The organism is Pseudomonas sp. HLT2-19-2 (genome assembly GCF_054898005.1).
In genome coordinates this window covers 2472495-2485784 of sequence record NZ_CM142712.1, presented here as the reverse complement: position 1 = coordinate 2485784, position 13290 = coordinate 2472495, and the positions used below count along the sequence as shown (strand labels likewise).

General features: G+C 60.9%; 11 protein-coding genes and 1 pseudogene. 6 read left to right on the top strand and 6 right to left on the bottom strand.

All coding sequences use genetic code 11. The features are described 5' to 3' along the window. Positions 1-31: 31 nt before the first annotated feature. The 5 genes from ACYZTU_RS11565 (at position 32) to phnE (ACYZTU_RS11545) (ending at position 5151) form a co-directional block, all read left to right on the top strand. Entirely contained in the window at positions 32-1747 is a 1716-nt protein-coding gene (locus ACYZTU_RS11565) for an amidase (protein WP_461970230.1), read from the top strand. Between the two features lie 173 nt (positions 1748-1920). After that, positions 1921-2772, top strand: a complete 852-nt coding sequence (locus ACYZTU_RS11560) for a putative selenate ABC transporter substrate-binding protein (protein ID WP_461970228.1) — start codon at positions 1921-1923, stop codon at positions 2770-2772. Next, the gene (locus ACYZTU_RS11555) at positions 2769-3566 is read left to right on the top strand and encodes a phosphonate ABC transporter ATP-binding protein (RefSeq protein WP_461970226.1); all 798 of its coding nucleotides are present in this window, start codon (positions 2769-2771) and stop codon (positions 3564-3566) included. Before ACYZTU_RS11560 ends, ACYZTU_RS11555 begins: the two co-directional genes overlap by 4 nt. After that, a complete protein-coding gene (gene phnE, locus ACYZTU_RS11550) occupies positions 3560-4387 on the top strand; it encodes a phosphonate ABC transporter, permease protein PhnE (RefSeq protein WP_461970224.1) in 828 nt (275 codons plus the stop codon). Before ACYZTU_RS11555 ends, phnE (ACYZTU_RS11550) begins: the two co-directional genes overlap by 7 nt. Beyond that, positions 4384-5151, top strand: a complete 768-nt coding sequence (phnE, locus tag ACYZTU_RS11545; RefSeq protein WP_461970222.1) for a phosphonate ABC transporter, permease protein PhnE — start codon at positions 4384-4386, stop codon at positions 5149-5151. The genes phnE (ACYZTU_RS11550) and phnE (ACYZTU_RS11545) overlap by 4 nt, the downstream gene beginning before the upstream one ends. Before the next feature lie 969 nt (positions 5152-6120). Here phnE (ACYZTU_RS11545) and ACYZTU_RS11540 read toward each other — a convergent pair. Next, the gene (locus ACYZTU_RS11540; protein ID WP_461970220.1) at positions 6121-7149 is read right to left on the bottom strand and encodes a sterol desaturase family protein; all 1029 of its coding nucleotides are present in this window, start codon (positions 7147-7149) and stop codon (positions 6121-6123) included. Between the two features lie 85 nt (positions 7150-7234). Further along, the gene (locus ACYZTU_RS11535) at positions 7235-7624 is read right to left on the bottom strand and encodes a c-type cytochrome (RefSeq protein WP_461970218.1); all 390 of its coding nucleotides are present in this window, start codon (positions 7622-7624) and stop codon (positions 7235-7237) included. A gap of 110 nt (positions 7625-7734) precedes the next feature. Here ACYZTU_RS11535 and ACYZTU_RS11530 point away from each other — a divergent pair. Next, a pseudogene (locus tag ACYZTU_RS11530) lies at positions 7735-7971 on the top strand (DUF7693 family protein); the annotation flags it as partial. A gap of 130 nt (positions 7972-8101) precedes the next feature. On the opposite strand, the gene ACYZTU_RS11525 reads toward ACYZTU_RS11530, so the two are convergent. The 4 genes from ACYZTU_RS11525 to ACYZTU_RS11510 all read right to left on the bottom strand — a co-directional run bounded on the left by ACYZTU_RS11525 (position 8102) and on the right by ACYZTU_RS11510 (position 13174). Continuing rightward, positions 8102-8560, bottom strand: coding sequence for a GNAT family N-acetyltransferase (locus tag ACYZTU_RS11525; RefSeq protein WP_461970216.1), 459 nt, complete (start codon positions 8558-8560; stop codon positions 8102-8104). Between the two features lie 128 nt (positions 8561-8688). Then, entirely contained in the window at positions 8689-10101 is a 1413-nt protein-coding gene (locus tag ACYZTU_RS11520) for a purine-cytosine permease family protein (RefSeq protein WP_461970214.1), read from the bottom strand. Positions 10102-10137: 36 nt separating this feature from the next. Continuing rightward, positions 10138-12000, bottom strand: a complete 1863-nt coding sequence (locus ACYZTU_RS11515) for an amidohydrolase (RefSeq protein ID WP_461970212.1) — start codon at positions 11998-12000, stop codon at positions 10138-10140. Positions 12001-12151: 151 nt separating this feature from the next. Further along, positions 12152-13174, bottom strand: a complete 1023-nt coding sequence (locus ACYZTU_RS11510; protein WP_461970210.1) for a helix-turn-helix transcriptional regulator — start codon at positions 13172-13174, stop codon at positions 12152-12154. Between the last annotated feature and the right edge of the window lie 116 nt (positions 13175-13290).

Below are 13290 nucleotides of genomic sequence, written 5' to 3'. Positions count from 1 at the left end.
CCCTCCCCCATCAGCCGCCGGTGGTAACAGCATGATCGAGGTCACCGAGGTTTCCATTGCCGAACTGCGTGCCGCGCTCGAATCTGGGCGAACCACTGCGGTTGAGCTTGTCCAGGCCTACCTCGCCAGGATCGATGCCTTCGATGGACCCGACACGTCCACCGCCCTCAACGCGGTGGTGGTTCGAAACACCGAGGCGCTCAACGAGGCGCAGGCGTCCGATGCCCGGCGGGCCAAGGGCGAAACGCTGGGTCCGCTCGATGGCATTCCCTACACGGCCAAGGACAGTTATCTGGTCAAGGGGCTCACCGCCGCCTCGGGAAGTCCCGCGTTCGCGAACCTGATTGCTTATCGCGATGCGTTCACGATCGAGCGGCTTCGAGCCGCTGGCGCGATCTGCCTGGGCAAGACCAATATGCCACCCATGGCAAATGGCGGCATGCAACGTGGCGTCTACGGACGTGCGGAAAGCCCGTACAACGGGGAGTATCTCACCGCTCCTTTCGCCTCGGGCTCATCAAACGGCGCCGGTACTGCCACCGCCGCCAGTTTCGCGGCATTCGGCCTCGCGGAAGAAACCTGGTCGAGCGGACGCGGTCCTGCATCGAACAATGGTCTGTGTGCCTATACGCCTTCGCGCGGGGTGATCTCGGTGCGCGGCAACTGGCCGTTGACGCCGACGATGGACGTTGTCGTGCCGTATGCCAGAACCATGGCCGACCTCCTCGAGGTGCTCGACGTGGTGGTGGCGGATGATCCCGACACACGGGGCGACCTGTGGCGGATGCAACCCTGGGTGCCGATTCCGAGTGTCGCCTCGGTACGTCCCGCCTCTTATGCGTCGCTTGCCGCGAATACTGATGCGCTCGCCGGAAAGCGATTTGGCGTTCCCCGCATGTACATCAACTCGGATCCGGATGCCGGTACGAGCGATGCGCCTGGCATCGGTGGTCCGACGGGGCAGCAAATCATCACCCGTCCTTGCGTGATCGGGCTCTGGGAAGCCGCTCGCCAGGCACTCGAAGCTGCGGGTGCGGAAGTGGTCGAAGTCGATTTCCCGTTGGTCTCCAATTGCGAAGGTGATCGTCCCGGTGCGCCGACGGTGTTTACGCGGGGCCTGGTGTCCCAAGAGTTCCTTCATCATGAGCTGTGGGACCTGTCGGCCTGGGCGTTCGATGATTTTCTGCGGGCCAATGGCGATCCCAAATTGAACCGTCTGGCCGATGTCGATGGACCGCTGATTTTCCCGCACGACCCAGGGACGCTCCCCAACCGGGAGGACGACCTTGCCGCTGGCATGGACGAGTACGTGAAGATGGCCGAGCGCGGCATCACACCGTGGGACCAGATCACCACGTTGCCTGACGGGCTGCGCGGACTTGAAAAGACGCGTCGCATCGATCTTGAAGACTGGATGGATCGGCTGGGGCTCGATGCGGTGATATTCCCGACGGTGGCCGACGTTGGGCCGGCGAATGCCGATGTCGACCCGAAGTCTGCGGATATAGCGTGGAGTAACGGCGTATGGGTCGCCAACGGCAATCTCGCTATCCGGCACCTCGGCGTTCCCACAGTCACTGTGCCAATGGGCATCATGCCGGACATCGGCATGCCCGTCGGGCTGACCTTTGCCGGTCGTGCCTATGACGATTCGACGCTGCTGCGCTTGGCGTCGGCGTTCGAGTCGATTGGGACAAAACGATTGATCCCGCCTCGCACCCCTCCTTTGTCGCGTGGCAAAAAATAGTAATGGCGGGATTGGGGCATTACACGCTTCAATCCCGCCACTAACGGCAAAGCAGGCCAACGACGCAGGAACTCATATTCGCTGCGTTTCGTCTACCCTCACAACGCGCCATTCAGCAATCAGCGTGTGCCTAGCGCATCGACATTTTTGCGCTAATGAAACGGAGAACTTACATGCTAAAGCGTAACCTGGCATTGGCCATTGGCTTAACCCTGTCTTTTTGTACCCTGCTAGCGCAGGCCGCCGACACCCTGAAAGTCAGCGCCATTCCCGATGAAGCCCCGACCGAACTGCTCCGCAAGTTCAAGCCGCTTGGCGCTTATCTGGAACAACAAACAGGCATGAAAGTTGAGTTCGTGCCTGTGAGCGACTATCCGGCCGTGGTCGAGGCGCTGGCCACCGACCGAATCGACCTGGCCTGGCTGGGCGGTTTCACGTTCGTGCAGGCACGCCTGAAAACCGGCAATGCCATTCCGCTGGTACAGCGCGAACAGGACGCCCAGTTCACCAGCAAGTTCATCACCGCCGACCCAGCCATCAAGTCCCTCGCCGATCTCAAGGGCAAGACTTTCGCCTTCGGCTCGGTGTCATCCACGTCGGGCAGTCTCATGCCGCGCTATTTCATGCTGAAGGACGGCATCAAACCGGAAACGTACTTTAGCCGCGTGGGCTACTCCGGTGCCCATGACGCCACCGTCGCCTGGGTCCAGGCCGGCAAGGTGGACGCCGGGGTACTGAACGCCAGCGTGTGGGAAAAACTGGTCGCCGCCGGCAAGGTCGACACCAACAAGGTCAAAGTGTTTGCTACCACCCCGACTTACTACGACTACAACTGGACGGTGCGCGGGACGCTCGACCCGGCACTGGCGGCCAAGATAAAGGCAGCCTTCCTTGCGCTCGATCCGGCGAACCCGAAGGACAAGGAGATTCTGGATCTGCAGGCCGCCAGCCGCTTCATCGAAACCAAGCCTGAAAACTACAAGGGTATCGAGGACGCCGCACGCGCCGCCGACCTGCTCAAATGACGTTGCATCTGACCCAGGTCAGCCTTACCCACGCCAACGGCGTCCAGGCGCTGCGTGGCGTGGACCTGCACATCGGTGCAAGCGAACAGGTCGCCATCATCGGCCCGTCCGGCGCCGGTAAGTCGAGCCTGCTCAACCTGCTGGCCACCGCCCTGCGACCGGACAACGGCGAGCTGCGGGTGCTCGGCGAGCAAGCCTGGCAGCTTTCTGCCCGTCAGCGTCAGCGTCTGCGCGCTCGCATCGGTCTGATTCATCAATCGCCCCCCTTGCCACCGCGCCTGCGCGTGGTCACCGCGGTTCTGGCCGGAAAGCTTGGCCAGTGGGGTCTGGGCAAGAGCCTGCTGAACCTGCTGCACCCATTGGATATTCCGGGTGCACGCGCGGCTTTGGGCCAGCTGGACCTGAGTGACAAGTTGTTCGCGCAATGCCAGCAGCTGTCCGGTGGACAGCTACAGCGCGTGGGCATTGCCCGCGTGTTGTATCAAGCGCCCGAGGTGTTGCTGGCCGATGAGCCGGTATCGGCCATGGACCCGGTGCTCGCCGAGCACACGCTGTCGGTGCTCTGCCGCCATGCCCGGGAGCAGAACGTCACCCTGGTCGCCAGCCTGCATGCGGTGGAACTGGCCCTGGTGCATTTTTCGCGCATCATCGGCCTGCGTGATGGACAGATCCTGTTCGACCTGCCGGCCGGCGCTGTCGGCCGCGAGCTGCTCGACAAGCTCTACGTCAACGAACAGCTGCAAGCCTCGCCCATTCCTCCGGCACCCATGAGTGTGCAGATTCCCCGATGCTGACGCGCGACACCCGAGACCCCGCCACCCGCCCCCGCCTGCTGCTCATTCTGCTGGCCCTTGCCCTGCTGTGGCCTGGCATCCACTACAGCGAGTTGGACCTGAGCGTCCTGGTAGCAAGTGATAGTCAGAGCGAGATCGGCAAATTTGTCTCAGCCTTTTGGCCACCGGCCCATGACGAGGCGTTCATTGAGCTGTTGTTGCAAGCCACGCTGCAGACGCTGGCTATCGCCACAGCCGGCATGGCCCTGGCGCTGCTCTTGGCAGTCCCCGCCAGCCTGCTGGCCAGCCGGGCTCTGTCGCTGTCGGCTGCGTCCCGTGCCGGCCATCCGAGCTATTGGGGCCAGCTGCTACGTTGGCCTGTACGCGGTTTACTGATCTTCCTGCGCAGCGTGCCGGAAATCGTCTGGGCCCTGCTGTTCGTGCGTGCCGTTGGCCTCGGCCCGACTGCCGGGGTACTGGCGATTGCCATTACCTACAGCGGCATGCTGGGTAAGGTTTACGCAGAAATTTTCGAGTCGGTCGATCAGCGCCCGGCCCACGCGTTGCTGCAGGCCGGCAGTGGTCGGCTCGCGGCCTTTTGTTACGGGATCCTGCCCAATGTCGCTGCGGAGCTGCTGTCGTACACGGTGTACCGCTGGGAATGCGCCATCCGCGCCTCGGTGGTGATGGGCTTCGTCGGCGCCGGCGGTCTGGGCCAGCAAATGGATTTGTCGTTGCGCATGTTTGCCGGCGGTGAAGTGGCCAGCCTGTTACTGACGTTTCTCGTGCTGGTGCTGCTCGCCGATCAACTCAGCCGCCTGCTGCGCTGGAGGCTGACATGAATCGCCTGTTCAACCTGGTACTGGTCCTGTGCATCGGCGCAGCGGTCGCCGCCTCGTTCACCTATCTGGGCATCGACCTCGCCGAACTGGGTGACACCGGCAATCTGAACCAGATGGGTGCCTATGCGCAGCGTTTTCTCTGTCCGGACCTGAGCACTGGTCATCTGCAAGCCATCGGCCATGGCGCCCTGGAAACCATCGCCATGTCCGCCCTTGGCACCCTGCTCGCGGCGGTGCTCGGTCTGCTATTGGCACTGCCCGCGGCCGGGCGATTCGGCTGGCCGCTGCAGAGCGCATCGCGCCTTGTGCTCAACGCCCTGCGCGCAATTCCGGAACTGGTGTGGGCCGCGTTAATGGTCCTTGCCGCCGGGCTCGGCCCGAATGCCGGCACCCTGGCATTAGCCCTGCACACTACCGGCGTGCTCGGCCGCCTGTTCGCCGAAGCGCTGGAAAACGCCCCACCCGAACCGGCCGAAGCTATCCGCCTGCAGGGCGCCAATGCCGTGTGGGCTTTCTGTTACGGCACACTGCCCAATCTATTGCCACAGCTGCTGGCCTACATCCTGTACCGCTGGGAGAACAACATCCGCATGGCCAGCGTGCTCGGCTTTGTCGGCGCGGGTGGTTTGGGGCAGATGCTCTATGTCAGCCTCAGCCTGTTCCAGGAAGCTCAAGCCAGCACTATTATTCTGGCCATGCTGTTACTGGTATTGGCCGTCGATACGCTGAGCAGCTGGAGCCGCCAACGCTGGGTCAAGGCCTAATGCTGTTCACTTAAGGTTGGGGGACATATCCGTTTCTGCGGTGATGGCTGATTACGGTTTCGCTTTTACAGCGAGTCACTTGGAAGAGCCCCAAGTAACCAAGGGCTCCTGCCCCACCATTCGGTGCCTCGCCTAGGCTCGGCATGCCCTCACTCCGGCATTGCTCCGGGGCGCCCGCCGCCATCGGCCATCCGTGGCAATCTGGAGCCAAAGCAAAGCAACAGCAACGGCAAGATCAAAAGATCGCAGCCTCGCTTCGCTCGACAGCTCCTACAGGGAAATGCTTTCACTTGAAGTCAGGCCGGCCGGGAGGCCGCCTCGCTTTTGCTTTTGCGGTGTGCGCCCCCTCGAGAGGCAGAGTGGAGGTTCTGCGCAGTGGGCAACCCGGCATGGATGCCGGGTTAGCCGCCCCCGGCCATGGATGGCCGATGGCGGCGGGCCCACGGAGCAGGACCGGAGCGAGGGTATGCCGAGCCTAAGCGAGGCACCGAACGAAAGGGGCAAGAGCCCTTGGTTACTTGGGGTTGGGCGGCATTCCGTATTTCCAAGTGACTCGCTGTAAAAGCGAAACCAATAGCGGCCATTACCACAGAAACGGATATGCACACGATCAACAAAAGACAGGTCGGCCGCCTCGCTTTTGCTCTTGATCCACCGCCCCCTCGCTACGCATGTGTGTGTGCCTGGAAACACCGAGCTTAAGTGAACAGCATTAGGGTCAAGGCCTGACTGTTTGCGCAGAAGCAGCATCAGCTACCCAACTCATCAACCATAAGGTGATGGAGATCTTTCTGATGAGCCCGCAAGAGCATTTCGAGCAATGTGTGGGTTTATTCAAGGCGTATGTGGGTGATTATCGACCGGCCGGCACCTGATCGACGTGTCGGGCCTGGCGTTCGCGCATCAGCTGATTGAAATCCGCGCGATGGCACACACGGGCTGATGTTTCCGTCGCCTGCGGCACAGTGCTCAATTTTTCGGAGAGACGCGTGCCCATTCCATGGCGCGTCTGGTGGGAATCTTGCGGGCTATGTCCACAAAGGGGGTGACGATCAGGCTATAGAGCGTCAGGTAACGGTGGTGATCCTGTTCGCCGGTGCCGAACTGAATGGGCTCGGGCGTCGAGTGTGTGACGTAGAGCGTACCGAACATCCAGTCCCAGAGTGACAGGTTGGTACCGAAGTTCTTGTTGAAGTGTCGGGGCGCGTCACTGTGGTGAATCTGGTGTTGCGCGGGGCTGTTCAGCACATGCTCGACCACGGGCCCAAATGAGAGCCAGACATGGCTGTGACGCAGGTTGGCCGCCAATGCATTGAGGATGAAAACCATATAGGTCACGCCGAACAAGGTATACCGGCTGATCTCTCCGCCACAGGCGTACCAAAAGACCCCGGCATAGGCGCCGAGGCAGACAGTGTCTATCAGTTTTTCGACAATTTTTTCCACAAAGTGAATCCGGCTTGCCGTCGCCGGTACCAGGACGGGCGCGGAATGATGGACGTTGTGGAACGCCCACAGATACCGGGAATGAAAGGCGCGGTGGACCCAGTAATGGATGAAGTCTTGCACCAGAAACACGCCCAGCCCGTAGAGCAAGGAGAGTGAGAGGTTCTCCCCCACCTGCACGCGTGCGCCCCAAAGATGGGTGAAAAACGAGATATAGTCGCCGGAGCGCAGGACGTACGGGTCAACCAGGCCAACAATCGGCAGCACCAGCGCGACTTTCAGGATGGCCCGCACGAAGTAGTACCGGTAATCCAGCAACGCCGAGCGATGAAAATGAACCCGGCGTCCGCCGATAAACTGCCCGAAAGAACGTGCGTCGGTCAGCCCGCGAGACTGTCTGAATCGGTAAAGGCTGTAGGCGATGCTGTAGGACAAGCAGAGAAACACGATGCCGAAGCGGCCGTTCAGATCGAAAATGCCAAAAAACTGGTCCGTGACAGGCCCGATCACCCACTTGATCAGGTAGTCACATAGAAGCACGAAAACATCCATGACCGGCTGCCCTCTGTCAAAGGGCGGTATTGTAAATCAGATCGGAACCACCGCGTGTTCCGCGCCTGACGAATGTCGCAAAGTCCTACTGCGGCTGAAACGTCTGAAGGTACGCCAATAGATTTTCGATCTTTTGCGAATCGCTTAGCCCCCAGAAAATCATGCGAGTGCCGGGTACCACTGCTTTGGGATTTTCGAGGTACGCGGTCAGCGTTTCGCGGGTCCAGACGATGCCGGCTGATTTCATGGCATCGGAATATTGGTAATCCTTGGTGCTGCCCGAAGCGCGTCCAAAAATGCCGTTGAGCTGCGGACCAAAAGAACCCCGTGCCGACTCCCCGACTTGATGGCAGCCACCGCATATCCGCTTGAACAGTGTCGCACCCGCTTCGGCATCGCCGGCCGCTGGGGCTTGCGTACTGAACAGCCCCGTACTGAGTATCAAGGAGAAGGTGAGTACGGCGGCTTTCTTCATGTAGGGTTCCAGATCAGTGGGTGTCCAGAGCAGAAGCTCGCGGAGATTTCACCATGATCGTCTATCCTGTGCACCCCCGTTTCTACGCCACGAACTCACCGGAGACACACGTGCCGCCTCTGACCGCACGCGAGGTTTACCAGCGACTGCGCGCCGCCGCGATGGGCAGCTGCCCTTTGCTGCGCCTCGATGAACAATCCGAGCCCGGCCAGTTACAAGTCGATATCGAGGGCTGGCGCCTGACCCTCGACTTCGATGGCATTCGTCTGCGCCACTGCCAACGTTGCCAGAGCCCGGACGGCCGTGAGGACGTGTTCGACAGCTGGCAACGACTGATCGCCCAACCCGAACAGGCCGCAACGTTGCTGTTGGACATCTTCCAATTGTTTGGGCAGACGCTGGTCGAGGGGTTTGTTCACGTGCCCCAAGGCCCAAGCTGCATTCCTGCACGCGCTGAGGTGACCGGCAGCGGTTGGCTCAGCCTTGCTTCAAATCGAGGCAGTAGGTGTAGTAACCCGTATCGCGCACATAGCCCAAGGATTCGTACAACCTTTGCGCGCCGACATTGTCCGTCGCCGTTTCGAGCACCATGCCTTTGGCACCGGTCAACAGCGCAAAGTCTCGCGCGGTGTTCATCAGCAACGTGCCTACCCCTTGCCCTCGGGCGGCGGGTGTTGTGAAGAGGTCGCCAAGCAGCCAGGTGCGGTGTGCATCGATGGAGGAGAACGTCGGGAACAACTGCACGAAACCCAGCGCTTCGCCGCGGGTGTCCTGGGCGTAGAAAATCGCGGATTCGTCCCGGGCAATGCGCTCGGCGATGAACTCGCGAGATTGCGGCAGGTTCGACGGCTGGCCGTAGAAGCCTCGATAGGCGTCGAAGAGGCTGGCGATTTTATCGATGTGGGTTGCGTCGCCGCGTAGGGCCTGGATATCCATAGTTGTCGTCTCGTCGAAAGTGCCTGGGGCTGGTCAGCCTGAAAGTCTAGCACCGCGTATTCAATTGTCCCGGCAACTGGACAGCGCGCGCTCACACCCGGCGAAGAGTGTGAGCGTTGTTCCGGATCTCAGGCCTTTGAGCCCTGCTCAGGCAACACAGCAAGCGCTGAGGTCCTGGCCAGCAGGTAGTAGAAGATGCCCGGCACCACCAGACCCACAATCCAGGAAATATCGACACCGCCGAGTTGCGCGACCATCGGCCCGGAGTAGAAGTGAGTATCGACGAAGGGCAACTGGATCAATACACCGATGACATACACGCTGATCCCGCGCATGTTCCAGCGGCCATAACGACCTGCCGGGTCGGACAACGCCGGAATGTCATAGCGCTCCTTGTTGATGAAGTAGTAATCCACCAGATTGATCGCGCTCCAGGGCGTGAAGAAGGTCAGCAAAAACAGAATGAAATACTTGAAGGCGTTGAGAAACGAGTGCTGGCCCAGAAGCGCGAGCGTGGTGGACGCCGCGACAATCACCAATACAAACAGCATGCGCTGCCTGGCGGAGATCTCGAGACGACTGCGAAAGCCACTGATGATCGTGGCCACGCACATGAAGCTGCCATAAGCGTTGAGCGTGGACACCGTGACCTTGCCGAACACCACGCTCAAGTACAGCAGAGACGCCATTACACCGGTGCTGCCCAACCCGACGATCGTCGCCACCTCGTGACCGCGAAAATTTGCACCGGCCAATGCCGCCGCGAATACACCCAGCACCATGGACGCCTGGGCGCCCAGCACCGTTCCAAGGCCAACGGCAGCAAACGTTTTCCAGGACGAGGTCTTGCTCGGCAGGTAGCGTGAGTAGTCAGCCACATAAGGGCCAAAGGCGATCTGCCAGGACGCGGAAAGGGATACTGCCAGCAGGAAAGTGCTCCAGCCGAAGTGGCGGTTCTCCAGCAACAGGCCGATATCGTTGAGCGTCATCAACCGGGTAAACAGATAGACGAAAGCAATGATGCCCAGCACGCTGGCCACCCTGCCGACCAGGTGAATAACCCGGTAACCGAAGATCGTCAGAAACGCGATGCACGAGGCAAAAATCAGGATGCCGGCGCTGTCGCTGACATGGATCAACTGGGCAATGGCCTGCCCTGACAGTACCGCGCCGGTGGCGCTGAAACCGAGGTACATCAGGCACACCAGCACAATCGGGATGGCCGCCCCATAGACCCCGAACTGCACACGACTGGAGATCATCTGCGGCAGCCCGAGCTTCGGCCCTTGTGCCGCGTGCAGGGCAACCACCGCACCGCCGAGCACCTGGCCGATCAGCAAGCCAATGAGTGACCAGAACACATCACCGCCCAGCACCACGGCCAGGGCGCCGGTGACGATCGCCGTGATCTGCAGGTTGGCGCCGAGCCATAGGGTGAACTGACTGTAGAGGCTGCCATGACGCTCGGCCTCGGGGATGTAATCGATCGAACGTGTCTCGATCAGGGGACTTCGCTGCTGACTATCGCTGACCTTGGTCATTTACGGGGTTCTCTTCTGAGGGGCAGACTGTTGCTTTTATTGTTGTTCAGTCACGGCGACTTGAGTCGGCCGCTGATCAAGACCCACGAACGGCGCCTTGGCCCACACGACCTTGCCGCCGACCACGGTCATCAGCACCTCGTTGCGTGCCAGCTCATCCTCGGGCATTTGCATGAAGTTCTTGTCCAGGACGATCACGTCGGCGAACTTGCCGACCTCGACCGAACCGACAACAGCGTCCAGTTTCAGCTGCTCGGCCGCGTTTATGGTGATGGTGCGCAGCACTTCAGTGCGCGACAGCGCCGGGTCGGCATTCAGCCTGCCCGCATACTTGGGACCGTAGCTGTGCGGGTTCAGTGGATCGCCTGAGCGAGTGACCCCGACCTTCAACGCGAGGAATTCGTCGAGCGGGTCGACGGGCCAGTCGCTGCCATACGCAACACGCCCGCCGGCACGCGCGATGCTGCCCGAGGGCTCCATGCGGGCGAAACGCGCAGGCCCGAGGTGATCGCTGGTGCCGTCGACCGTGGACGGCGCCTGCTGCGCCCACTGGAAGGACATGCTGGCGGTCACGTCGAGCGCCTTGAAGCGCGCATAGTCGGCAGGGTCCACCGACTCGTTGTGCGTAATGGCTGGGCGGAAGCCATTGCCCGGCAGTTGCTGGCGCACGTATTCGATGCCGTTCAGTGAGTCACGCACCGCTCGGTCTCCGGTGGCATGAAGGTGCGGATCGAGGCCGGCCTGGACAGCCTTCAGCAGCAGCGGGTTGAGCACTTGCGGCGGGAAATACAGCTCACCGACATTCTTGCCTGGCGTCCATTTGGGCGCTGCATCGGTTCCGGCATTGCGCAGATAGGGCGTCAACATTGCCCCCGTGTCCGCCGGCGCGTTGATGATGCCATCCATGAACAATTTGACGTGGCGCATGCTCACGCCCGGCGTGGGTTTCGCTTCGCCCTGATCGTAAGTCGTGGCCAATGCCTTGGCCTCGGCGATGGTTTTCGCCGGGTCTGCAGCCGCGGCGGCAGGGTCCAGTTTGATCGCCAGCAAGGCCCGGGCGGTCAGCTCGCCCGACTGCTGCAACGTGGTGAAAGCTTTGCCATTCTCCGGCCCCGACAAGGCATCGAAGAAACTGGTGATGCCTTGCTGGCGCAGGGCGTCGAGCGCCGCGCGGGTCTGCTTGAGTTTCTCTGCGTCGGTGGCTGGCGGTACCACGGCGGCCATGGCATCGGCAGCGCCGTCTTCGCAGATGCCGGTCGGGTTGCCGGCGCTGTCGCGCACGAACTTGCCATCACCGGGATTGGCCGTGTGCTTGTTGATGCCAGCCACTTCCAGGCCGCGAGAGTTGGTCAGCACGGTATGGAAATCAGTGGATCGGACCTGAATCGGTCGATGGGTCTTGAGCGCATCCAGCGTCGATTTGTCCGGGTCGCCGTCAAGTCCGTCCATGCCTATGCGATCCCAACTGCCCACTTCCAGCCAGACATCCGGGCCTTTGCCTTTGTCGGCATCCAGGCACGCCTGAATGGTTTCCTGGAAAACCTTGCGGGTCATCGTCTGGTATTTCAGGTCGCACAGCGTCATGGCGCGGCCGCCGTCTCCCGGATGCATGTGCGCATCGATGAAGCCCGGCATCACCATGCGTCCCGCCAGATCGATCAGCTGCGTCTGCTTGCCGATGTACGAAGAAACGCCTTCATCGCTGCCGACATAAACGATCTTCCCGCCCGTGACGGCGATCGCCTGCTGCACGGAATTCTTGCCGTCGACGGTGTAGACATAGCCGTTGCGCATCACCATGTCAGCGGGTGTCGAACCCTGCGTCTGACACCCCACCAGCGCCACGCAGGAAAATGCCGTTGTCGCGGCAACGGCGATAAATAGCCTGGAAAATTTCAAATGCCTCACCTCTGTTTTTATAGTTTTAGAAGTGCCCGAACAGACTGCCGTGCAAACCCCTGATATGCAGGGCATACCCTATAGAGCAAGGCGATCGGATGGACCTCCACAAATGAGGAGGGGTAAGGCGATTAGTTAGAAATATCGCGGGTTAATCGCGGCGCGCAGCCTCCACAAGCGAACTCGACGAACGCAGGACAGAACCCAGTTCCACCTTGCTCTTCACACCGAGCTGCAAGTAGCAATTGCGCAGATAAGTGCGCACTGTCGCAGGACTCAAGGCAAGGATCTTGGCAATCTCTTTATAGGAATGACCGGCAGCGAACAGCATCGCAGCCGTGCGCTCGCGAGGCGCCAGCACCGCCCCGCGCGACTGTGTTTCGAGCGACAGGATGACATGCTCGGCATTAGGGCTCAGTGTCAGTGCGCAGCGACCCAGGCGCATGACGCAAGGTGCCTTTTGCAGCTGCGCGATCACATCAACGGGCAGCGTTGAACCACTCCACCCAGGCAACTCGCGCTGAATGGCGGCGCACAGACGTGCTCCCACGTACAGCAAACTGCCGTCCATACGCGCGACCCCGAAGTCAGTAGCCCCGTTGCCCGTGTCGAAGCGGATCATGTCCTGCACCTGAAAGCGCCACAACTGCAACAGATGGTCGCAGAACGCCGAAAACAACCCGGCTTCGCTGTCATTGAACGCCGCAGCATCAGCGCCGCGGTAGAGACAGACAAAGAACATCAAACCGCTTTCGGGCAACTCGAAGGTGATGCACATCGGGTGGTAGAGGTCGTGGCGACGGGCGAACGCGTCCACGTCTGCATCCGGGTCGGTGAACCCGCTGTCGCGCACGACCTCGCCGGGTTGGCTCAAAGTGTCATGGGAGAATTTGTCGCTGCCCGCACTCTTGTGCCATTCGGCGGCAAACGACTCCGGCAGATTGATTCGCCCGTGCATCCAGCTTTTGGGCGGAGCATCGGCGCCTGATGCGGACATCTCGCCCCACCAGGCTGACGCGAACGTCACCAGTGGGCGGAAGGCCTGCAGGCCGTCTGCGATGAGTTGGGAGGCGTCGCGCTCTCGAGCAAGACGACCCAACTGGAGCACGCACAGATTGAATGCTTTCAGCGTTGCCATCGACGTATTGGCGCCGACTTCGTCACCCTCCTCCATTGTTTTGATCCTGTTTGCTACATGGCGTATTAATTTGACGATGCCATAGGCTCGGTTATGGCGTCCAGCGCGATACAGCTATCCAGATAAAACCTTCGCCGGATTGAGAACTGAGT